Raw genomic sequence first — 23,542 nt, forward strand, 5'->3', positions numbered from 1 at the left:
TGTTTGTGGCTTGCGCGTATTGCCTCACCCTAACGCCGACTGCCGGGAAAACTGGGTGGTGATTAAATCGGGCGTTGCCCTGGACTGCAGTGGACGAGAGATATTTGTGCACAAGGACACCGCCTTGGAAATACCGCTCGACGATCTCCCTGACCCCGGTGATAACAGTGATCCAGGTTCGGGAACATCCGTGGCCTTTAATTCTAGCTCAGCATGGCCGCAGGATGATGACGACGACTACGACGATGATGATGACGAGTCAGCAAGGGACGTAGACGACGCTAGCAGCGAGCATGTCACGGCAGAAGAATACGCACAATGGCCACAAGACGGTTTGCTGGTTTGTTTGCGCTACACCGAGCAGCGGATCGAAACGGTGCCGGCACTCTATGCCGAGGGACAATGTGATAGCAGCCGAATGGAGGCCAATCGCATTCGTGAAGTGGGCACGCTAGAAGTTCACCGTCTTTCTGATATGCGTGAGGATTGTTGGCGAGCACCGGGCGGAGGCTGGAATGTGCCTTTTGTGGACGACTGCGATCAACCTTTGCCAGGTCCTGGCGGGACATGTCTCGATGCTGACTGCCCGTGTCACGGCTGTGTACCTCTAGCGCTGCTTGTTCGTAAGCGACATCGAAAAGCCGGAGAGCCAGGGTTTGAAATCGATCTGCGTGGACGCCGCCGTCTGCCAACCCCCTCTCATTATCTCACTCATATTATGGGCATTAACTGGCCGCACGGTGGTGAGGTAACGCTGCGTCAACTGCATCGCTACATGGATGGTGGACTGAAGATCCGATTCAATCGTCGCATTATGGACGCTGGTGATATGGGGGCGGGGATTAACCCTTATACCTTCCAAGTGCAGTATGGTGGTGTACAAAAAGTGCTTGAATTTCTGCCCAGTGCTAGCCAAGACGATCCCTATTTGATGGATGATGGCTGCACAGCGGTTTATAACCTGCACCCTGATTATATCAGCCCCCGTCACCGCTCTAACATCGTAGGTTCGATTGTCTACATCACACTCAAATGCGATTTCATATTGGATTGCCACGACCTGCCCGTAGACGGTGAACACCTCGCCGGGCGTTTGCCATCTGGCAACGGATCACCCGGAGGCATTTTCCACAGCTGGTTCAGCGTAGTTCACAGTCAACGACGAGGGCAAGACAAATGACAGCCAAGCTTTATATATCAACCAATACCTCGCATTCACGCAGTGAGTTAGGCCTTGCATCACAAAGCGACAGGGCCAAAAGTGCCCACCAGGACAAGTGTGGCCTCGATTGCTTGCAGAGGCCGAAATTTTTTGCTGGCCAATTGCTTGGCGAGAACGACTTAAATGCCTTGCTATCCTGGGCGCAGTCGAAATTTAAATTGGGTCGCTTTGACGCTGGCTGGGGTATCGCTTGCGGTCTTCATCTACAGTGCGCCGATGCACAACACCCCGATATAAAGCAAAAAGGAGCGACAAGTACCACGCTGACTTTACACCCGGGATACGCCGTAGATAGCAGTGGTAATGATCTGCTGGTCTGTGCGCCCTATGAATTCGACTTGTCGGACGTATGCCAGCCAAGTCAGGGTCGATGTGCCGATATTGTCGTGCCTCCTGAAGATGAGCATGCAGAGTTTTTAGGGCTGGCGCTTTCTGATGGCGAGTTGGTGGCAGTGGATGTTTTTATTCACTACCAAGAAGAGCCTGCCCAAGCTCTGCCTGCGTTAGGGCGTGGTACTTGCGCCGAGCATGATGCTTGTGAATACAGCCGCGTAAACGAGACTGTGACGGTGGAATGGCGCTACGCTAAAACCTCGGCGCAACCGGATATTCGACAACTGAGTGATTGGGAACGTCTTTATTATGCCAAGTCACGCAGTGTCGTGGATGCTTACATTGAGCGCTTCGGCGGTCTGTTGGGCCAAAACTTGGCGCAAAACCTCTCTGTTATTCGCTGCTGGTTATTGGACTGGATCGAACGTGAAGGTATTTATCATGCCTGCTTTTTGCCAGATGCGATCGCTCAATTGAGTGTCGATAATCAACTAGAGAGAGACATTACACGTATTCTGTTCTGGCTGATGGTAGATGCACGCCTGGCACACCTTGCTGGAGGTTGTCCCGCTAATAGCTCTGTCAGTGGCCCTGCATCAGGTGTGCCGGTAGGGCGGGTCTGGTTGCGCCAAAGTCGTGCCTCAAATAATCGCTGCGAAATTGCCTATATTGATACTTCTCTGGCTCACCGGCGAGATTTACGCCTTGACAAGTTTCCCGCTGAATACAACCAATTTAATCTCGGCCAGTTCGTGTTTGAACCGGCAGATTGGGTTAATGCTCAGGTGAAAGATTTGGGGCTAGAGGCGCAGTACAACCTGATTTCGATTCCCTCGCGTGTCCAAGATCTGCAATACCAACTGGATTTGGAAGCTGAACCTCAACTCATGATTAACCTGGGCTTGTCGACGCACATACAAATTTCTGTGGTCAACGATGCAGTGCTCGGAGATCGTGTGTTGTCCTTTAACTGGCCGAGAACGGGGGGTGTCAGTGTTTACTCAGTAGAACCTGATGCTGATTTGTTAGCAAGAGCTGATGCAGATCAGGAGCAGGTTGACCCACTAACTACCATCAATGGTATCGGTGATGAACGTGCTCATAAGCTCATGCAAGCGGGCATTCGTACTTACGCCAAACTGGCAGAATGCCAGACAGAAGACCTACGTCGTTTGATCCCTCGGGTGGGCAATAGTGAACTCGATAACTGGCGAGAACAGGCGCGTAAGCTCTCAGCGAAACGGGCATCGGATGCATCATGAGTAGACAACGTGTCAAGTATAGCGAGCGCGAACTCCTGCAGTCTGCGGATCTGTGTGACGAGCAGGCATATCGTCTGCAAATGCGCAGGCGTCATAATCTTGCCCATCATGGCTGGGGAATTGTCGATGGTTTAGGCGTTGATGTGGATCGACTCGGTAACCTTAGTATTGCCCCAGGTTATGCAGTAGACGTCTACGGACGTGAGCTTGTTGTATCACAGGCGCTAATTATCCGTCGTTCGGTTATCGAAGCAATGGTGAGTGAGATTAACGCTATTGCTCTAGATATCTACCTCAGCTACCACCTTGAACAAGCCAGTGAAGCCTCAAGCTGTCCGTCACGTGCCCGTCAGTCACATGCCTCTCAGTTACGTGCCTCTCAGTCACAAGATCAGGAACAGGCGTGGGTGCGACTGGAATGTGGAAGCTTGAGCGATGCAGTGAACCCCAATCAGCCAGCGGGTCTGATTGCGGTGGATGACCCGGACGAAGGGGATGAGTGGCCGGTTTACCTCGGGCGTGTGCAGATAATTATGTCTTCAGAAGGTGCTCAGATTGTGCAAATTCCCGCTAAGCTGCGCTATGCCCATGTGGTAAGCGCACAGGTGCTCGCACCCTGGGCCAACAGCAATGAGCCGCCGTGGATGCGCGTCAGCAATGAAGAATCTGCTGGCGACACACGTTTTGCCGTCAACCTTGCAAACAAAGGGGGTAAACCCCAGGATCGACTGAGTCTCGATCGCAGCGGCAACACGGAGTTCTTCGGCAAGGTCAATGTCAAGCGCGCGGGGGTGTCAGGCTTAAGCGCCGACGGTGATATTGGCACGCTGGGGTCGGCGCTGGAAAACCCAGATATGCCTACTGGCGTTGCCTTTGCCAGCCTTGATGAACCTTCCTCAGCCAAGCCCTGGTATAGCTACCGCACCACGAGTAAGGGTGTTGATCAATTACGCATTGAAATTGCAAACCCTGGAGAAGAGGGTGACCCCAGTCGCAAGGAATGGAACATCGGTTTCACAGAATTGGGGGGTGAGGTATTTAGTGATTTATTGAGCGCCAGAGCAGATGGTAGCGTTATTGTTAATGGTGGTTTGGTGGTGAAAGGCCAGCTGACTCAAGGGCCGATACCCGCTGATATGGACAATAGTCGCTTCCGCGATGAATTACTCTCGCGCTACACCAAAGGACTTACGCTGGCCGGCAGTGAGGTTGAAGCCTTCTACAAATTGGATATCGAGGTCACGCCCACCTTTCAAGACGAGGCCACTCAGCAAGCACTGCTGGGGGCGAGAATTACCATTACCAACAATAACGTCGGTAGCCGCGCACGCGCGGTTCAAATTGCCAGCGTGGAATTTGAAGTGCGTGACCAGCAGCAAAGCATCATTCATCGCAATTTGATGGAACCTCCGCCCAATAATCCACTGCCACCGGTTAACGCCAGTACTTATCTCGATGCAGCATTTCCTTTGGCGGTACCGGGTATTTACACCTTTATTGCACGCGTTAATACCGTAGGTGGCTCGCAGTCAGTGCTGGAGCAATCCTCAAGCCGCGTGGTAACTATTTTAGCGCCCTAATATTTGACAGGCCTAGTGTTTGAAAGGCCCAGTATTTGACAGCACAGGAGCTGAACGCATGAGCAATGACCCAATCGCCCGAGTGCACTATTTTCCTCAGCAGTTTTTACGCACGGAGGATTTCGATACCGAACAGGCTTATCACATTGATATGCGCCGGCGCCACAATATTGGCCATCATATTTGGGGCGTGGTTTACGGACTGCAAATGCAAGTGGAAGAGGGCGCTATCTTTGTTCAGCCAGGCATGGCAGTGGACGGTTTTGGCCGCGAGTTGATACTGCCAGAGCGACAAGCCTTAGCATTAAGTGAGTTCGAAGCCAAAGACAGTGATCAACTGGATGTCTGGTTACTCTACAACCTGGTCGGAGCAAAGCAGGGCACAAGTGCTCATCGCTGCAGTGGCAACACTAATGCATTTAATCGCTGGCAAGAACTCCCAGCCATCCGCTTAGAAGTCCCCGATCCTAGCTATCCTGATCCACGCCAGCCAAAAGCGGTATTGGATGCTGGCGTCGAATCTGCTGCCCACCGACGGCCATCGGATGACCCTGCCCATCGCTGGCCGGTGTTTCTGGGGCGCATTGTGCGCGATCGCAGTGATCCGACGGCGCCAGTTTACAGTGTTGATCAGGTGGGGAGACCCGCAGCCGGTGTGATTGGCGATGCCGTTGTAGCGCCATCGCGCGGCGCGCTAGTGATGGTGGGCGATACGCTGGTGCGCAAGCAGTCAGACGATGGCCAAGTGGTTCAGCAGCAACAGACAGGGCGCTTTAGCGTAGCGCTACGTCACAATAATGAATTGCAAGAGCACCTGCGTATTCTCGGCCCCGGAGAAATGGATATTTTTGGTAGCACACGTATTCATGGCGAACTGATGCTGGACGGAGGGCTCAACTTCTACACCCGTAATACCACGGATATTAATGACTTACCGTTAGAAAACAGTTCCCCATCGGCGCGTCAGTCGCCATTGCAGCGTTTTGCTAAGCAGAGTACAGGAGACGATCTCTGCGATGCCGACCCCTTAGCAGAAGACGACGCGGTTCCACAGCCTTGGCGCATCTATCGCTACCGCAGTCGGCGCGCCAGTGATAATAACAGCGGCGAGGTGGAGCCGGTTGATCAATTGCGCATTGAAATGGGCGTGCAGGCAGGTGACGCTAGTCAGGTTGTCATTGGCTCCTGGTCTCCCGATGATGAGGCATTTATGCCTATCTTGACGGTGGACAACAGTGGTGATCAGGGTGCGGTCACAGTGCACGGTGATCTCGTGGTCAAAGGTGATGTTACCCGCGATGTCGCCGTGGCCAAGCAGCGTCTGCAAGCCGAGGCACGCAACTTCTTACTCGGCACCTTCTCAAGTGGTGTCGGCGGTGCCAATACCCAGCTTCCTGAATTCTACAAGAGTCAGTTTGGTGGCGGTGAACTGGATATCGACAGTGATGCCGGACAGCAGTCGGCGGTGGATTTTCTGCTACAGGACAGCGACCGTCTCAACCGTTTTTGTGAGAAGTTACTGGCATCGGACTCTGGACGTCGCGGGGTGATGAATCAGCTCAGCACTGCATCCACCTCTCTTAGCCAATTTGTCAATCTGCTAACAGAAGTCACCTTTGAAGACCGCCTACCGGCCTTTGCCAGCGCGCTCTCTGCCACTACTGCAGGGCGTGACGCCACGCTAGCGACCATGCCCGAAGGTTCGTCCAACCTAAGTGCGTTTATTAACCTTGCTCAGAGCAATTACCCAGGCTGGATTAACGGCGTATTGAGTATTTTACAAGGCAGTAGCTCGGGGCAAGCATCCATTGCTGCATCACTGCTGTCCAGTGCTAGTGGTCGCGCCGCAACTGGCAATTATCTGCGTGACAATCCAAATCATATAGCAGCCACACTGGCGCCGGTAATGTCAGATGACAGTGCGCGCGAAGAGTTAGCCCAGTTCTTTTTGTCGCAGCAAGGTGGCCCAGCGGCGTTGCTCAATGCCATGCCAGTGGGGTCAAGCGAACTGATAGTATTTGCCGATTTACTGAGCGATCCCACTTACGCTGATCGGCTGCCCGAATTTACCCAACAGATTGTTACCAGTGCATCCGGCGCCACGGTGGTTGCCGATGGCCTTATCAATCAGCCTGCGGTCTTGCCGGCAGTGCTGAATCATTTGCTTGCAGAGGATTCAGCACGAATAGTGGTGGTAGAGAGTACCATGGCCAATACCTCGGCCCTGCCTGAGATAGGTGATAACTTGGTCGCCAACAGCGATCGTATAGCGCCACTTATCGCCCCCGTTATCGCCGATGATGCAGCCAGAGAACTGCTGACCAACGCGATCATGATGACACCCGAAGGGCGTCAAACAGCGGGGGATCAGTTGGCCAATGAACCTGCTTGGCTAGTGCAAACCTTAGCTCCAGTGATGGCGCTAAATGCCCCGCGTTCAGCCCTGGTTACCCAGGTGTTAAACCATGCACAAGGTCCGCAAACCACTGGGCGGGTTTTGGCTGATGATCCAGATTTAATCGATAACACTCTGACTCCGGTTTATACCGATGAAGAGGCGCGCAGAGCCTTGGTCGCCTCCCTGTTTGACAGTGAGTTGGTGGGGCCAGATTTGGGCGAGTACCTGTTGAGTAATCCAGACCACTGGGTCGATGTGGTGGAGCCGTCGCTAAATGCCCAGGATGATGTTTCCCTCGATACGCTAGTGGGCCAACTGCTTACAGACGTGGATAACAAGAATGGCCAGATTTCAGTGGCTGAGTTTTTAAATTCCAGTACGCAATTGGCAAGCAGTTTTGGCACTGTAGTCAATGGTAGTAACCCGACGTCGCCCACCTATCCTGTGCTCAAGTCAGCTGTTTGTGGGGACAGTTAAATGAACGGCCGTATCGGGCATCTGCACTGCCGTTTTCTGCGCTTTGATCATCTCACCGGAAATGATTCTAGTGCTGGCGCCTTAAGTATGCGCCTGCAGCGGGTTGCGGCAAGTGAGTTGGCAAAGGCCGTCGATAAGGCTCTTGCCCAGGCTTTTGACCATGACGATAAAGTCTATGTGATTCGTCAGCTCAAACACCGCAGTGTTATAAGTGAGGCCAGCAACGATAATGATCTGCAACTGGCGAACAAGTGGGGCGAGGGCATTGCCGGGGCGCTGGTGCGTAAGATTTCGGCGAGGGACAACAGCACTGAAGACCTTATGGTGTTTCGTGATCAAGCTGAGTTTGTGGCGCGATTTATTCAAGACTATCTCGACGGCCAAGCATGGCAGCGTTGGTATTTTGGTGCTTTTAATCACCTCGCTCACTACAGTAAAAGCGACGCGCTCTATCGGGTTCTAATCGACAATCGCAACTGTTTAACTGCTGTGATTAGTGAACTTGCACATCAGCAGTTGCTCAATGCTCTTTTTCAAAACTTGCAGCCCTGGCAGCGCACTTTGCTCTGGCATTTGGGCTTTGGCACAACCGAGTTGCAGCGCGGCGCGGTGCAGAGCCTGGGCCATCACTTCGAGCATCATTGGTTGGCGGATCACCAGCTGCGTCAAGCCCTCAAGTTGTCAGCCAACGACTTTGCACAGCTTTGTCGCTGCCTATCATCGTCAAAGGTGCTCGCCAAGGCCATTGCCGAACCTTCCATCGCACCAGAACAACTGCAGCAGTGGTTGCACAAGGCTGGATTTAACGCAGCTGTGGATTTACAGATCCTTAGCGCGGCACTCGCCAAGGTCATTAATGAGATAAGGCCAAGTCTTATTGCCACACAAAGTGCGCTGGGTGACGCCCAAACGCTGAGCGGGAATCAACAAGCTAAGTTGCAAGTGCCAGTTGAATTAGCTGTATCTAACGACAAGGATCACACCTTATTTAGCTTGGGCTTTGAGTTGATAAGCGCTCTGGATTTATGGCAATCAGTGCCACCATCGTTAAGCTTTTTCAGCGAACGTTTTGACGCACGCTATCCTCTGGATTGGCGGGATCGAGAATCCCTAACCCACTATATGGAGGATATTGTCGATCAGTTGCGAGAACAGGGGTATTTGAGGCAAGTAAATCCCCAGATTCTAGGCGCACAAAGTGAACAAAACGACGGGCTAAAGGCCCTGCTAAAAAACTTTGACTGGCTGGATATCGACAGTTTACTTGTGCGTATGCAAAGTAGCGCTCAGGCTAGATCGCAAGCGACACAGACAATTGCGGAGAGCAACCAGCACCCTATTCGTACAACGGCCAAACAACGGCAACTCTTTCAAGACCTGTCCAAGGTTATCGACGCTAACATTTGCTCCTCTGTTGATGCTGCAACCCTAAAAATCACCCTGTACGCCAGACTAGTAAAGGATTTTCCGCGCTGGCAGGAGGATACCTTTGCTATGCGTGTGGTGGATGAGATTGCCTCTCTGGCCGTTGGGGCGGGTGACAATCATCTTGTTAACGTCGCAACAGAGTATCTCAATCATTTACCTGGCCAATCCCCTCACTCAGAGGAAAAACAACAGCGGCTTCTCAATGATTTAAGGCAGGTGCTTAAAACAGCCACAAACTTCACACATTCCGCTGCGGAAAACAAAGACAACATTTATGCCGAGCTTATTGCTCAATCATCCCAATGGTGCGGCGATTCCCTGGCACTAGGTGTTGTAGAAACCATAGGGGAGGTGGCAGTCGCCAGCGGCGGTCAGGCTAGCCACAATCATGCGCAACAATTGCTAACCCATTTTGAAGATGAAGCAGAGCCTGTACTTGCGGCGCTGTTTCAGCAAACCCGCAGTGGCCAGATGTTAGAAAGTGCCTGTGCCGGAACCTTCCTGCTCCTCCGCACCATGGCCGATATTCGCCTGCCGGCAGCAGCGCAAAAACTGGACTTAAGTTTTGGCGAACAACTGGGCTGTAAGCAGGCATTTTATACCCTGCTTATTCCCCTGATGCTACGTTTAGCCGGCCCAGCCGCACTGGAAAAACAGCGCATAGAACCGGCACTGGCGAGCATGCTCGGGCCTGTCGCTAATATGGATTGGCACGCGTGGCAGGTGCTTTGGCAGGCTTTGGCAAATCGCCAGGTGCTATTGCTAGAGATGTTAATGGAATTGTGGCGCACCCTGGCAGGACAGCGAGTGCTGACGGGCAGGCGCGTTTACGTCCATCGCATAACCATTGCCAACAACAGTCGCTGGGTAATAGGCGAAGAGCACTGTTGGTTTTATTGGTGCGAGGCAGAGGGCGTCGAGGTAAAAACCCTAATAGACACCATCAACAGTATCTACGGGCCAGATCCCCAGCGCTGTGTGCTAATCGAGTCTGATGATATGGATGACAATATAGCCGCCGAGCTAGAGCGCAATCGGCAGGCTCTTTTGGCTGCCCTAGAGGCACTTTGCCACTGCCAACTGGAAGCCGCAGATAGCGACCTCTCACTGAATTTGGTGGCTATCGCCTTGCTGCGTGCCTGGTCGTATTGGCTGCCACGTTTCGCCAATAGCAGTACTGCATACTTACTGGAAAATTTAATTCGACGTCAAGGTGCCTTGTGTTCCACACGGCAACATATCGACGTTAGCTTGGCGCCAGCCCCACTGGATGTGGTGCTGGAAATGTCTGGCTATCTCAATCCACTGGAAAAAACACTCTGGTTAGAGCAGCGTGATGTCACATTTAACATCCGCGCATAACAGGGAGATCAAGCTGAGGGTAAAGCATGTCGTGGTTTAATAAACGTCACAATATGGACAACGAGGCAGATAGCCAAATAGATAGCGCAATAGACGACGCAACAGAAGTACTGCCTGATGAAATGGTAGCGATGGACGATATTTTCGGCGAGCTGGATCAAGAGGTAGTTACTGATACAACTACTGGCGTAGCTGAAAGCGCCACTATAAGTGTAAATACAAGTTCAACGGCAGACTTAATTTCCCAGCCTATTGAGCATGTCAATGAGCCAGACGAGCCACCACTTGCTATTCCAACAGAAGTAGCTTCTGCCAATAATACAACGACACCAAGCCAAACCCGGCCACCCCAAACCCCGCACAATGATGACGCTAGGGCATTGCCCTTTACTAGTAGCGAACAGCATTTAAATTTTGCGCTACATTGGGTGGAACAACTGCTGCGCGCGCAAACCTTGCGTTGGCGTGAAACCATTGCCGCCAATAAACCGGAAGAAATGTGGGGCATGGTCTTAGTCACAGAACAAGAAGTGGAGAGCATCTTGTCCCGCCCGTTTTCCGCTCCTGGACACACACCGAAAGTATTGCAGCAAAAACTACAACCCTATTGGCAAAACGCAGCCGCTATTGCCACTGAATTAAATGAACGTGAATACCTATCGCCCGTATCTGAATTGCGTTTATTAAAGCTGTGCCAGTGCTTCCAACTCAGCATGCTTGAACAGGCCTTGTTATTACTTTGTTTATTCCCGGACATGGATGCCCGCTATCGTCGCCTGTTTGGCTTCTTATTGGACGATGCCTCCCAGGCCCGTCCTACTATGGAATTGCTGTTGCAATGTGTGTCGCCTTTGTCACAGCAGTTGGGTGAGGTACGCCGTGCTCTTGGCCCAGGAGGGACATTGCTGCAACAGCATCTATTGCTGGCCAGTGGTGATGCCCGCAGTGCCGAATCCCCCGCGTTAAGAACATTTCGCGTTGATGACCGTATTATCGATTACTTGCTCGGTGGTGATCAGCTTGATAGTCGTATTGCTTCTGTAGTTAAAAGGGGAGGAGTTAAAAGGGGAGGAAGTAATAAAACAGGAGCTAATAAGGCAGGCAGTAAAGCAGCAGCAGTCACAGAACAATCCCACCAAACATCTTGGCAGGATCTGATTGTAGCACCGGAAGTGGCCGATAAACTGCAAAAGCTTGTGCCCTCCATGGCCGAGCCGGCGCTATCTGCACCGGTATTATTTTTTCGCGGCCCCTATGGCAGCGGCAAGGAAGAAGCCGCCCATTGCCTGGCTAATTCCCTTGGTCAGGACATAGTCATTATTGATGCCTCCCAGCTGATGCAGGCGATTAGCACACAGGATGAGTGGCCTCTATTGGTCACTTTACTTTGTCGCGAGGCGCGTTTGGGTAATGCCCTGATGTATTGGCGTCAGTGCGAGTGCCTATTCGATCAGGAGCAGGGAATGGGGCATTGGCACCACCTGGTGGAGGCAATGCAGGCGCACGATGGCTTGGTTATATTCGATAGCACCCAAGCTTGGGATCCGGCCGGTACTTTTTATCAACGGCGTTTTGTTCGTATGGATTTTACGCTGCCTGGCTATGCCCTGCGTTGCCGCAGTTGGCAGCAACAACTTGCTCATCTCAGCCTTAATACTGATCTCGATATTGCACAGCTAAGTTCAGTTCTGGCTAACGGCTTTCAGCTGACCCACGGTCAGATTGCCGATGCCATCGCCACCGCCAAATCAGAAGCACTGGCGCGAGATCCTGATTCAAAGGTTAAGGCAGAGGCTAAGACACAGGCTAAGGCACAAAGAGTCACCCTAGATGATCTCTACGAGGGATGTCGCCGGCAAAGCAGCCGCAGCTTGGTGGCTTTTGCTCAATTGATTGAGCCGCGCACCGAACTGAGTTTCGATGATTTGATTCTTCCCGAGGTGAATAAGCGCCAATTAGATGAGCTGCGCAATCGCATTCGCTTTCGCAGCCAGGTGTTTACCGGCATGGGCTTTGAAGCCCGTTTGAGTTTAGGACGGGGGCTTATTGCACTATTTACCGGCGCTTCGGGCACCGGCAAAACCATGGCGGCAGAGTTACTCGGTCGTGAATACGGTATGCAATTGTACAAGGTGGATCTTTCTGCCGTTGTCAGCAAGTACGTGGGCGAGACCGAAAAAAACCTATCGAAAGTTTTTACCGAGGCAGAAGACGCCAACGCCATTTTGTTTTTTGATGAAGGCGAAGCGCTCTTCGGTAAACGGGGAGAAGTCAAAGACGCCCGTGATCGATGGGCCAATATTGAAGTGAATTATCTTCTCCAGCGGGTGGAAGAGTTTGCCGGTGTTGTCATTCTTACCACCAATTTCCGCCAGAACCTGGACCCCGCTTTTTTACGCCGCATCCATGTGATTGCCGACTTTCCCAAGCCTGATACCGAAGCCCGTCTGCGTATTTGGCAAGGCATGTTTCCAGAAGGGGTATCGCGCCCCGACGATGACACCCTGCGCCAGCTCGCCGAGCAGTTTAATTTGGTCGGCGGCAATATTAAGAACGCCGTGCTCGATGCCGCCTTCCGCGCCCTGTCTGACAATAGCCGCCAGATTGAATTGCGTCATTTAGTTTTGGGCATTGCACGTGAACAGCAAAAACAGGGCACCGCCCTGACGAAGGGGGATTTTGGCCTGCCATTTTATACCTGGATTGAAAACGAAATTCTGTAACTCAAGACAATGACTGAGGTGCCCAGTGGCGCAAAGCAAGCAAAAGGCAGAACTTTCAACTAAGCCGCGTGTACAGCACACCCAAGGCCAAGATCTCGCGGCCCAGCGCCGTGAAGCTCAGGTGCTGGCCGGTACTTTTGCCGGTAAAGAAAGCACGTCACAACTGCCGCCACCCCGTGGCGAAGCGGCGACAGAACGTGGCGCTCAACTGGTGGCAAGCCGCACTGCTTCAGGTGTCCGCGCTAAAGTTAGCGGTGCTTTACAACGGGTAACCGGCAACGCCCGTCTAGGGCGAATGCTAGCGCGCAACAGCAGGGGTAATAACGGGGGCAATAACCCAGCAGAAGAGTGGGCAGATGACATGCCACTCGTCAATCTAGAGGAGGAAAAAGCTAAAGCCGAAGATACGGCTAAAGAAGACACGGCTATAAAAGCCTCACAGAAGCAGCAGCAAGAAAAACAAAAAGATGAAAAGATCGAGCAGGCGCAAGCCAAACAGGCTACCAACCAAGCCAATAATAAAACCAAAACTTCCGTCCCCACCAAGCCAAGTGTTGGATCTGGGAATATAGCTAAAACAACAGCCGGTGCTCTCGGCAGTGCCGCTGGCGCCGGTGTTATGGGAAGTGCTATTGGCGGCATGCCTAAAGTTGAGGAGGGCGGTGGCGGCGCGCCCAATGTAGAGACTGGCGATATCCAAGGCAGCAATGAAGAGGAAGGCGCGGCGGAACTGGAAGAAAGGCTCGCCAAGGCAGACCCCGAGCGGGCGGCGGCTGACCAAGCAGATCCCGGCGATGTTGCGATGGATTATATGGTGCCCAAAGAGACCGGAGATTTAGGCGAGCAGTCGTCAGCTGCAGATAACAGCCAAACACTATCACCTGCACCGCAAGCACCGGCATCACCAACTAAGCTTCCCGATGCGGATAATAGCAATACCCCAGCGCCAGATCTCCAAAGCGAAGACGTGAGCAGTGCCGATGGCTTTAGCGGCGACGAACCGGCGCTAGGTGGCGGCGCCCTTGAAGGTTTTGGATCACAAAACTTATCGGCCGCAGAGCAACAGGTCGCCTTTGATAGCCTTGCCGAAAATATTGGCACAGGTGCGGGCATCAGCGGTGGCGGTGGTGGCGGCAGTGCTATTGCAGACAAGCCCCAGCCAGAAGTGCCCGATGTGTCAGCACAAAAACCAGTGGCGGCGCTGGCAACCGCCAGTGCTCTGCCGCCTGTGCAAATGCATCAGTCGCTCGGAGGGCTTGCCTCTTCTATTAACAACGAAGCCAAAACTGAGCGCGACGAGCTAAAAGCCAAGCCGCCTGCACAGCAACGCCCTACCGGATCGCCCATAAATTTATATGGCAAGGCTAGCACTGCGGCAAAAGCCGATGACAATGCGGCCAAGCCAGTGGCGCAGGCAGAAGCGGGCCGAGATAATCCGACCCCTGAGCCTGCCAAAACGCCCGAGCCGCCGCCTTCACCGGCAGAAAACCTGCCGACCCCCCAGCTACAAGGGGGAGACAGTGGTCAATTATCGGCAGATGAAGTGCAGCAACTGGCCCACAGCGTCGGTAGCTTGCCCACTAAAGACGCTGGCTTGTATATGAGCACAGGGCCGTCACCGACGGTGGAACTGGCCGGTAACGCCAGCCCGGCCAGGATAGCAGAGCAAAACAGCGAGCTGCAAAGCAGCATGAATCAGCACCAGCAGCAAGGCCGACAGGATGTTGCCCAGGAAATGGGGGAGAACACAAAAATATACCCCAGCGTAGCAACGGAAATGCTCACCGCTAAAGTGCCTTCTGGTGGAGGCGGAGGTGAAGGAACAGCTGAAGGAACAGGTGCTGCGGGAGGTAGTAGCCTTCCAGGCTCGGTAGACCCGGCGACCCTTAACTTCCTAGCAAACAAAGAAAAAGGCGGCGAGATTGAAGCCGCCGCTAATACTGCACAAGGCGACCTAGCCGCGAAGAAAAGCGAGTACAACACCAAGGTCACCGATGAAAAGGCCAAATCGGCAAAAGATATTGTCGAATTAGAAGCCAAGAGCAGCGCCGACCAAGCCCAGGCGCGCGGCCAAGCCCAGGGGGAAGTTAAGGCGAGTAAGACCGAGTGGACGCAAGAGCAGGAAAAAACCATTCGCGAGGCCAATAAAGAAGCCGACAAGGAAATCACCAAAGGCCGCGACGACATTCAAAAGAAAAAACAAGACGCCGATACAAAAGCCACACAAGAGATCCGCAAAGGTAACAATGAAGCCGAGCGGGAACGCAAAAAGGCGGAAGATAAAGCCGCCGCAGAAAAACGCAAAGGCAAAAAAGAGGGCAAGGGCTTTTTCGGTTGGTTGGCCAGCAAAGCCAAAGCCTTTTTCGACCGTATTAAAGCGGCGATTAAATCCGCCTTTGATCTCGCACGCAAGCTGATTAAAAAGGCCATCGAAATGGCCAAAAAAGCCGCCATGTGGGCCATCGAACAGGCGCGTAAAGCCATTGTTGCCGCCATTCAACTGGTAGGCAAATTACTCATCGCCATTGGCGACCGCTTGCTAGCGGCCTTCCCCGCATTGCGCGATAAATTTAGGAAATTTATTAACAGCACCATTGATAAGGCGGTGGCCAAGGTCAATCAATATGCGGAAAAACTGAAAAAAGGCGTATCCGCGCTGCTAGATCTACTCGCCGCTGGCCTAAATAAACTGATCGGCTGGTTGGAAAAAGGCATGCTCGCCGCAGTGGATGCTTATGCAAAAGCGGTAGATGGTGCCATTAAATTTGCCGAAAAAACCGCGCAAGCCTTCGGCGCCTTTATGACACTTATCAAAGACGTGGCTGCAGGCCCCGTTAAATGGATTGGCAACCTCGGCGCCGCCGTAATAGACGGCATTAAAAACCACCTCTGGAAAGCCTTTAAAGCGGCGGTGCAGCAATGGTTTAACAGCAAACTCGAACAGGTGCTTGGTCTGGGCACCATGGTATGGGGCCTTATCAAAAGCGGCGGCCTCTCCGTCGCCAAAGTCGGCAAAATGGCCTGGGAAGGCATCAAAGCCATAATTCCCGCAGCCCTAACCCGCATTCTTGTAGAAAAACTGGTGGCAATGATAGTCCCCGCCGCCGGTGCCGTTATGGCCATTGTTGAAGGCCTACAAGCCGCCTGGGGAACAGTACAGCAAATAGTGACAGCGTTTAACAAATTTATGGCCTTCTTAAAAGCCGTGAAAAAAGGCAACGCCGGCCCACAATTCGCCAGCGCCCTGGCCGCCGCCGCCGTCGCCGTTATCGACTTTGTCGCCAACTGGTTAATTGCCAAACTGACAAAAGGCGCCGCGAAAATTGGCGGCAAAATTAAAGCGCTGGCTAAAAAGATACTGGGTAGGAAGAAGGGTAAGCGCCAAGGCAAGCAGGTGATAGGGAAAGCGAGCGCTCGTGGTGGTATGGCGAAAAGAGGGAAAGCGGATAATAAGCGCACACTGGATAAAAGTGGTGCTTCGAAGAAGCCTAAGAAAACAGCGGTGGATAAGAAGGAGGAGGCTAGGAAGAGGAAAAAGCAAGAGCGCATAGATCGTGCTCGTAAAGAACTACCGCCGAAGATTAAAAGCTTCTTAGCGAAAAAGCCCTCCCGGATACGCATGAAAGCTAAATTGCTCGTCTGGAAGTTAAAATATCGACTATCAAGTTTGAAAATTGAAGGGAAGCGAAAACTACGATTTATTGGAAAAATTAATCCTGTTTTGGATTTGGGCAATGGCTGGGTGTTTACTTGGGATGAAATTCTTCGGGCGATTGATGAAGTCGCCGGAAAATATCAGGAAGAGCATGAAGAGACGAAAAAGAATGCCCCTAAACAGCAAAATACTCTACAGCCTGGAGTTATTGATGCAGCTCCACGGCATGGCGCTGCTGGCACAATGATGGTCATAAACCAATATGACACGGGTACCTTTGATACAGGGGAAGACGATAAAATAAAAATAATAAGGACAAAGGGATTTTATTCAGGATCAGCAAAAATGTTCATACATAACCCGACAAGAGCTGTAATAGATGCTGGTTCTAATGCTAAAGCAGGCAGATCTTATGGTAAAATAATCGACGATTTGGCAGAATCTGGACTGAAAAATACTGAACTTGGTAATGCCTTGGGAGCAAAGTTCGCGAATGCGAGTATGGATTTGAAACGCACTCCTCAACAAAGGAAATTGATTGCTGAACTCTATGGCTTACTAAACTTTGAGGCCACACATCCGTCTAAAAAAATGGAGCATCGCCGAGATCTTGTTCATGCTATGATGCTAAGCCAAACGTTATCTAATGATGATAAGACTATAGAAGATATAGAGAACGCGCCAACGGCTGGAATACAAGGTGGTAGTATACAAAAGGGCGCAAAAGATGTTACCAAGAAGGCGCTTACTAAAGATGAAAAAGGTAACTATATTGAAGGTTATGGGAAGGATGCTGCGCTACCGGAAAATATAAAGAGTGATGAAAAAAAGCGGTTAGATAGAGAAATTAATAATTTTAAAAGCTGGGCCGATTCTTCGAAAGCGTTTCAAGATGTTCAGGAAATTGAGCCAACGAAAGCTAATTTAATTAAACAAATCAAAGATACATTAAACAAATATTTATATGGGTTCTGAGGTGACTAAAATGAGTGATGGTCGATATGCAGTTGTTTTTATATTTTGCGAATCGTCTAGCTTCGAAGATTTTGTAAGTGTCTCCGAACAAAATGGATGGAAACTTATTCATCAGGAAGAGGGTGATGGGCAAGTAACAGGTTTTACCCAAATCCGCGTAGCCTCGGATAACACCACGGAGATCCATTATATAAATGAACGACTATTAGGCATAAGATTTATGGTGATAGTTGGTGATGATATTGGCTATGAACGAGTTATTAACCAGATTGGAATCGACTTGGACTTGCGAACTTCCATCAATATTCTTCGCTGTGCAAAAGAAGCTATTAGTGATGAAGAGAAGATGCAATCAGCCTATGAACTTGCCGTAATATTTGAAGAACCTAACAATGATGCTTTGGCAATGCTTTCTAATTATTACGATACAGGAACTGAAGCTTTGCGTCGTCGAGTAATTTCATCTTTAACGTATCGAGGTTGGCCCGATGGTGTGAAAATGCTAGAGAGTATATCAAAACATGACAGCTCCGAGGAGCTACGAGAGTATGCTGAAAAGACAGCTCATATGTGGCGTGAACGTGGTGTGTGATACTTTTTTAGTTTTAAAAAAGCCAAACCTTACAAACTATAAATGGTATTCAGCTAGCGCATCTCTGTTAAGGTCAGGCTTCAAATAATGCGTTGGGAGTAATATCAAACTACTCTACAGGACATACCATACAAACGTTACTCCCAATCGCCTTTGTTAGGTAAAAACCCACTAGGGCGATTAACGAGCAGGTAATAGCCATGAAAGTAAGCATCGATATTTTAATAAATTGTCCAGCACCAAAAGCTCCTGACAAATTTTTACCGCGCAGCAAGCCCATGTAAAACCATAGTAGAACCTCGGCGGTGTCAGTCGTTATAAATTAGGCAATTACGTAGTAGAATTGATTGTTTTTCTAGGCTAAAAATTACCAGTTGCGGATAATGGGGTCAGGTCTACTGAGATGACTCGCCTCCCCACCTGATTTAGGATGGTAGGTGACAAAACCAACAGAGGCGAATCATCATGACCATTAAAGTACTTGGAGTGGATTTAGGCAAGCATTGTTTTCATGTTTATGGTGTTGATCACAAAGGCTATTTAGTTGAGAAAAAACGTTTAACACGTGAGAAGTTTTTATTGTATCTGAATCAGTTACCTCCGTGTTTGATTGGATTTGAAGCGTGTGGCGGTGCTCATTACTGGGCAGCCAAAGCCAAAACATTCGGCCATGAAGCTAAATTGATGCCCGCCCAGTTTGTTAAGCCGTATCTCAAATCCAATAAAAATGATTTTCTGGATGCTGAAGCGATTTGTGAGGCCGTGCAAAGACCGAATATGCGCTTTGTTACGATACGTAATCCAGAACAGCAAGCCATTGGCGCGATGGTAAAAACACGTAATCAATTAGTGCAGCAAAGAACCGCGGTATTGAATCAAGCGCATGGATTTTTACTGGAATACGGTATTGCTTTGAAAAAAGGTCGAGGTACACGTCAAGCACTGATGGATCTCACATCACAAGAAGATACGCCACTTCCATCATTAATGCGGTGTTTGCTTCTTCGCTTGATCGAAGAATATGATTACTTACATGATGTTATCCTCCAAATAGAAAAGGACTTATCTAAGGTGTTAAAAAATAGTGGTCAAGGTAAGCGTTTATTATGTATGCCTGGTATTGGAGTAATCACTGCAGCGAGTTTAATTGCTTGGGTAGGCGATGCGAGACACTTTCGATCGGGTCGCGAACTATCGGCATGGATTGGCTTAGTACCCAGACAATATTCGACGGGAGGGAAAAGTACCTTGCTAGGCATTGGTAAGCGAGGTCATAAGTTGCTGCGTTGTTACTTGATTCATGGAGCGCGTTCGGTATTGCAGTGGCATCATAAAAATCCGACGCGTTGGCTAAGTTGGTCAGAGAAGTTATTACAGGAAAAGCCTAAGTCGAAAGTGGTGATTGCATTAGCTAATAAGATGGTGAGAACGCTTTGGGTGATCTTATCTAAGAACGAACGTTATCAACCATCAGTATGATGTAACTGATCATTCGTAAATAAAATATGTTTTCTACCGGGTTTGCCGATAGTGTTAGCAATGAATAAAAAGGTCATCCGCAATTTCTGAAACCTGTAAAAAGCAATAGTATGAAAAATACTGAAGGTCTTGATAGGAAGAAGTTGTGCGTATTCTCATTTTGAGTCGTGAAGATAACATGTTCACAATAAAACTCGAATACATTGACGCAACCTAATTATTTATTGAAAAACACTGTTGACAGACTGAGGCGAGTCATACATTGCCTTTTGCCCAATGAAATTATGATTGAGTTTGATGATCGCTTGAGAGACTATATTTAAACTGGCTGTTACACAGAATTATTATTTACAGGCTCTCCGGTTTTTAAAAAGCCCAATCTTAAAAGCTATAAATGGTATTCAGCTAGCGCACTTCTATTAAGTTAGATTGATGTCAAACTCAAGCTTCTATAAATGCATTAGAAGTATCAGCAAATTCCGTCACAGGGCAGCCCATATAAACATCGCCCTCAATCGACTTATCACATTTGCCCTGCAAAATTCCATTGAAAACCCGTTGGGTCTCTGGCATGGGTTCTATCGATAGTTCTCGCTTTAATACCTTGCAACAGTGTCGATAGACGCGAATAGCTGCCGGGCGGTTGCCAAGCCGGTAGTGGCATAGTAGTAAACATCGATATACATGTTCTAATAAATTGTCTAGCACCAAAAGTTCTTGGCAAATTTTTACCGCGCGCGCCCAGTGTTGGTGGCGCATATAAAACCATAGCAGTAGCTCTAGGGCTTCGCGTTTGGTTTCGCGCAGGCTGTCACGAGAGTCCATGCACCAGTCTTCGTAGCATTGCTCAAATAGTTCACCGCGATACAGTGCGAGTTTAGCTTCGATGTCATCTATTTGTTTTTTGCTGACACTATTGGGGTTTATTTCATCGATTTTTTGTAAGCCTTGTTGAAAGTTTTCAACATCCACCCAGCAGTGTGATGAAGGTACAAAAGCAAGGGTTTCATCCGTTACGGCAATCAGCTGTTCCATCTCTACCCCTATTCCTTTAAGTGAACGGCTTAAACGCCAAATATCTGTATTGAGTGCCTTGCGGGCATTGGTGGGAGAGAGTTTCTGCCAAAATTCGCTGGCCAGCACTTCACGCTGAAAATGTTTGCCGCGACTCAAAGCTAGGAAAACGAATATTGCACGAGATTTTTTTGTTGGAAATGAAGCCAATAACTGTTTGTTACTCATGACTTCGATCATGCCAAATAAAAATATCTTAATATCCATATAGCGTCCTTTTTACTGATGCACTTGATAAGTCTCAGTTCCAACACCGGCTCTGTTTTGTGGCCAGCTCACAATTTATTTTTATTTATTTGAAAAACACTTTCTTGATAGACATTCTAATGCTTTTTATAGCTTCTTTATTGAAATAAATCCATAAGTTTATTTCAATATTGGAATAGAAAGCGTAAACCCTAATGTCGAATGTTATTGGCGTGTACCCCCTAATTAGGGGGGATGAATATAATAAAACCTTCAGTTTACAACAAATGTCACAAGGATTATTTTTGTGTCGCTAATTTCATTTTTTAGCAGGGTTCCAAAAGTGGAAATTGTGAGCATTTGTTGAATTGCATTTAAAACTGACCCGGCCTGATAAAGCCGTTGTCATTTTGGTATCACCAAACACCGTTGAGCGGCTTGCTTCTCTAAATAGCCAGTCTGTTAATGTTTGTTTGTAGTCATCAAGTTGGCTCGCTTGCTCCTGTTTAGGGTGAGTAGGCTCTACCACGTTACTGGCTAAATGTTTCTTGACTGTATTACGCGATAAGCCCGTACGCAGGGCTATCTCTCTTACGGCGAGGCCTGCTCGTTGATGCTTTCGCTGAATTACGAAGCGTAAGTTTGGTTGCCTTTGCAAGCAATCCAACGTCGCAATAAAGCCCGCCAGGCCCCGCCCTTTGGGGCCTAGCGAGCGATCCATGCACGCTGTTAAAATTCTTCAAGAGGCCATCAGCATGCCTCAAAATTTTGCCTTGTGTATAAACTCCCTCGCTAGGCCAGAGGACGAAATCCAATTAGTAAAGGTGCCCTTATATAGATATCTCAAAATAATTAAAAAAAATGTTTATTTCGCGCCAAAATTTATTTATGATAGCGATCAATTATTAAACGATCTAATTTTGATCCTTGAACCAATTTTGGTTGTTGTGTTGACTAAGTTGTAAGTTATAGGTTGTGAGCTGTAAGTTATAAAAAGGGAATGCTGTACTTGGAGAATTCAACGGTAAACATTTTGAAAAAAGTGGGGAGATTTTTCTTTTTCTGCTCCATATTTATTTTTTTAGTATCTTGTCACAAACACTCTTCGTCCGTTACTTATGCCACATGGTACGGTCTTGGACCAGATAAATGGGCATCTGTGTGGTTGTTGGAGTCCCAGGTTCATCCATCCCCTAATGTGCAAATACTTCCACTTAACACACCTTTTAACCAACAAATATTATTTGATGTCCCGCAAGCTAAATTTCAAAGAAACTCGACTCAAACAACGTACACACAGTTATTAGAACATCATAAAATCAGTGATGCTACCTTGCTGCGAATCCAGCAGATCCTCTACGATATAGAAGTTAATTTTTGGCATGATGATAGGGATCCACTTTCCGATATTGTCGAGTCAGCGTTTCGTGAGTTACAAGTTCGTGGCGGTAGGGATAGCATTGCTAAAGAGTGTTACGTTGCTTTTTTTAATAATATCTATAAACAAATCGCCGACAATAGAAAACTAAGTATCGATAGTTTAGTGCCTGATTTTCCATGCGAAAGTCAACCATCTAAAAAATTAGTCACCCAATCGGTCTCTGAGTATTCTTTAGATTATATCCTTAATAATATAAAGCAGAATAAAAATGTCATATTTGTTGATGCTAGAGAAGCCGAAGAATATAGAGAAGGGCATATTCCTGGAGCTGTAAATTTACAAATTCGCAAGGTAAATAAAACTACGACTTTATCTCTAAGGGACGCAGACTTGGTCGTAGCATATTGTGTGAAAGATTTTAGAGGGTACGAACTTGCTAGAGCTTTAGCCCGCCAAGGCCTTAGCAATGTTGCTATCGCAAATCCCTTTGGTATTAAAGGTTGGATTGATTCCGGACTTCCCATTGTTAAGCCCAGTGGCTTATCCGAACTACAAGCTGTTACTCGATTAAAAGCATGTGCAGAAAATTCAAAGTTTTGCAGGGATAAAAAAGATGCAAGCCCTGGATAAGATAAAAAATAATACTCGGATTCATCGTTTGTCTCTAGCGCTGGTCACACTCATACTCCCGATACTTGCTTGGAATGAAAGTGTCGGTGGCCTTAGTAGTCTTTTTGCAATGAATCCGCCAGCAGGGCAATACTTTTATCTTTTCTCCAAGCTCTTTGGCATGTTGGCTTGTGTGGTGATTTGGACACAGATTATTATAGCCCTTATCTCTCGAACGGAGAAAATCCGTCCATTTTTTATAAGATTCTTTAATTTTTCGAAAAAGGATCATTATATTTTAGGGATGACAACAACATTTTTTGTGATCTTGCACATTTGGGGGTTCGTTTTAGGGGTTGGATTACGTACCGGCAATATCCCTCTACATTTATTCCTTCCATCATTTGATAGTGATTTTTATCATAGAGCGATTGCCTTAGGCGCCTGTGCTTTCTGGGTTTTAATTTTGATTGTTGTCACAGGTGTAATGAGAAGAATTTCCTCCAGTAAAGTTCTTAGCTGGGCACATAAACTTTGGTATTTTTTTATATCCTTGGTTTTGGTTCATGCATTTCTAATAGGGACTGAGTTTTCTTCAGGGCTGATGTTGTATATAAATATTACATATCTTTCTGCCTTTATATTGGCTTTTTTGTTTTATGTTAAGGATTTTGTGATGTTGACAAGGTATGGTTTTGGGGTTCCTCTGGGGAAATAATTTTAATCTTATCTTTTACTAGTTTTGTTCGGTTTTTGATGCGCTAATTTAAAAGGCGTAGGTCATATTTTTTTTCAAATATTGGTTG

General features: G+C 48.8%; 13 protein-coding genes. 11 read left to right on the plus strand and 2 right to left on the minus strand.

From position 1 onward, the window contains the following. The first annotated feature begins 376 nt into the window (after positions 1–376). The 9 genes from BVC89_RS29650 (at position 377) to BVC89_RS08785 (ending at position 19,486) form a co-directional block, all read left to right on the plus strand. Positions 377–1,180, plus strand: coding sequence for a hypothetical protein (locus BVC89_RS29650; RefSeq protein ID WP_158657852.1), 804 nt, complete (start codon positions 377–379; stop codon positions 1,178–1,180). Then, on the plus strand, positions 1,177–2,817 hold the full coding sequence (locus BVC89_RS08750; RefSeq protein ID WP_086930826.1) for a helix-hairpin-helix domain-containing protein: 1,641 nt from the start codon (positions 1,177–1,179) through the stop codon (positions 2,815–2,817). Before BVC89_RS29650 ends, BVC89_RS08750 begins: the two co-directional genes overlap by 4 nt. Continuing rightward, positions 2,814–4,397 (plus strand): hypothetical protein, encoded by a 1,584-nt coding sequence (locus tag BVC89_RS08755; RefSeq protein ID WP_086930827.1) that lies wholly within the window; start codon positions 2,814–2,816, stop codon positions 4,395–4,397. The genes BVC89_RS08750 and BVC89_RS08755 overlap by 4 nt, the downstream gene beginning before the upstream one ends. 58 nt (positions 4,398–4,455) lie before the next feature. Further along, complete coding sequence (locus BVC89_RS08760) at positions 4,456–7,272, plus strand: hypothetical protein (protein ID WP_086930828.1); 2,817 nt, start codon at positions 4,456–4,458, stop codon at positions 7,270–7,272. After that, positions 7,273–10,062 (plus strand): hypothetical protein, encoded by a 2,790-nt coding sequence (locus BVC89_RS08765; RefSeq protein ID WP_086930829.1) that lies wholly within the window; start codon positions 7,273–7,275, stop codon positions 10,060–10,062. A gap of 26 nt (positions 10,063–10,088) precedes the next feature. Continuing rightward, a complete protein-coding gene (locus BVC89_RS08770; protein ID WP_086930830.1) occupies positions 10,089–12,785 on the plus strand; it encodes an AAA family ATPase in 2,697 nt (898 codons plus the stop codon). 25 nt (positions 12,786–12,810) lie between these two features. Beyond that, positions 12,811–17,415 carry a phage tail family protein gene (locus tag BVC89_RS08775; RefSeq protein WP_086930831.1) on the plus strand — a complete coding sequence of 1,535 codons (4,605 nt, stop codon included), beginning with the start codon at positions 12,811–12,813 and terminating at the stop codon, positions 17,413–17,415. A gap of 10 nt (positions 17,416–17,425) precedes the next feature. Continuing rightward, positions 17,426–18,007 (plus strand): hypothetical protein, encoded by a 582-nt coding sequence (locus BVC89_RS08780; protein WP_086930832.1) that lies wholly within the window; start codon positions 17,426–17,428, stop codon positions 18,005–18,007. A gap of 465 nt (positions 18,008–18,472) precedes the next feature. Further along, positions 18,473–19,486: an IS110 family RNA-guided transposase gene (locus tag BVC89_RS08785; RefSeq protein ID WP_086929642.1), complete on the plus strand. Its 1,014-nt coding sequence runs from the start codon at positions 18,473–18,475 to the stop codon at positions 19,484–19,486. A 441-nt stretch (positions 19,487–19,927) separates the two neighbouring features. On the opposite strand, the gene BVC89_RS08790 is transcribed toward BVC89_RS08785, so the two are convergent. Both BVC89_RS08790 and BVC89_RS08795 read right to left on the minus strand, forming a co-directional pair. Then, a complete protein-coding gene (locus BVC89_RS08790) occupies positions 19,928–20,767 on the minus strand; it encodes an AfsR/SARP family transcriptional regulator (RefSeq protein WP_086930833.1) in 840 nt (279 codons plus the stop codon). 298 nt (positions 20,768–21,065) lie between these two features. Continuing rightward, positions 21,066–21,467: a response regulator transcription factor gene (locus BVC89_RS08795; RefSeq protein ID WP_086930834.1), complete on the minus strand. Its 402-nt coding sequence runs from the start codon at positions 21,465–21,467 to the stop codon at positions 21,066–21,068. Positions 21,468–21,755: 288 nt separating this feature from the next. Between BVC89_RS08795 and BVC89_RS08805 the strand changes: the two genes are divergently transcribed. Continuing rightward, the gene (locus tag BVC89_RS08805; protein WP_158657853.1) at positions 21,756–22,757 is read left to right on the plus strand and encodes a chromate resistance protein ChrB domain-containing protein; all 1,002 of its coding nucleotides are present in this window, start codon (positions 21,756–21,758) and stop codon (positions 22,755–22,757) included. Further along, complete coding sequence (locus BVC89_RS08810; RefSeq protein WP_086930837.1) at positions 22,741–23,454, plus strand: hypothetical protein; 714 nt, start codon at positions 22,741–22,743, stop codon at positions 23,452–23,454. Before BVC89_RS08805 ends, BVC89_RS08810 begins: the two co-directional genes overlap by 17 nt. Positions 23,455–23,542: the final 88 nt, after the last annotated feature.

It is taken from the genome of Agarilytica rhodophyticola, assembly GCF_002157225.2.
GTDB lineage: Bacteria > Pseudomonadota > Gammaproteobacteria > Pseudomonadales > Cellvibrionaceae > Agarilytica > Agarilytica rhodophyticola.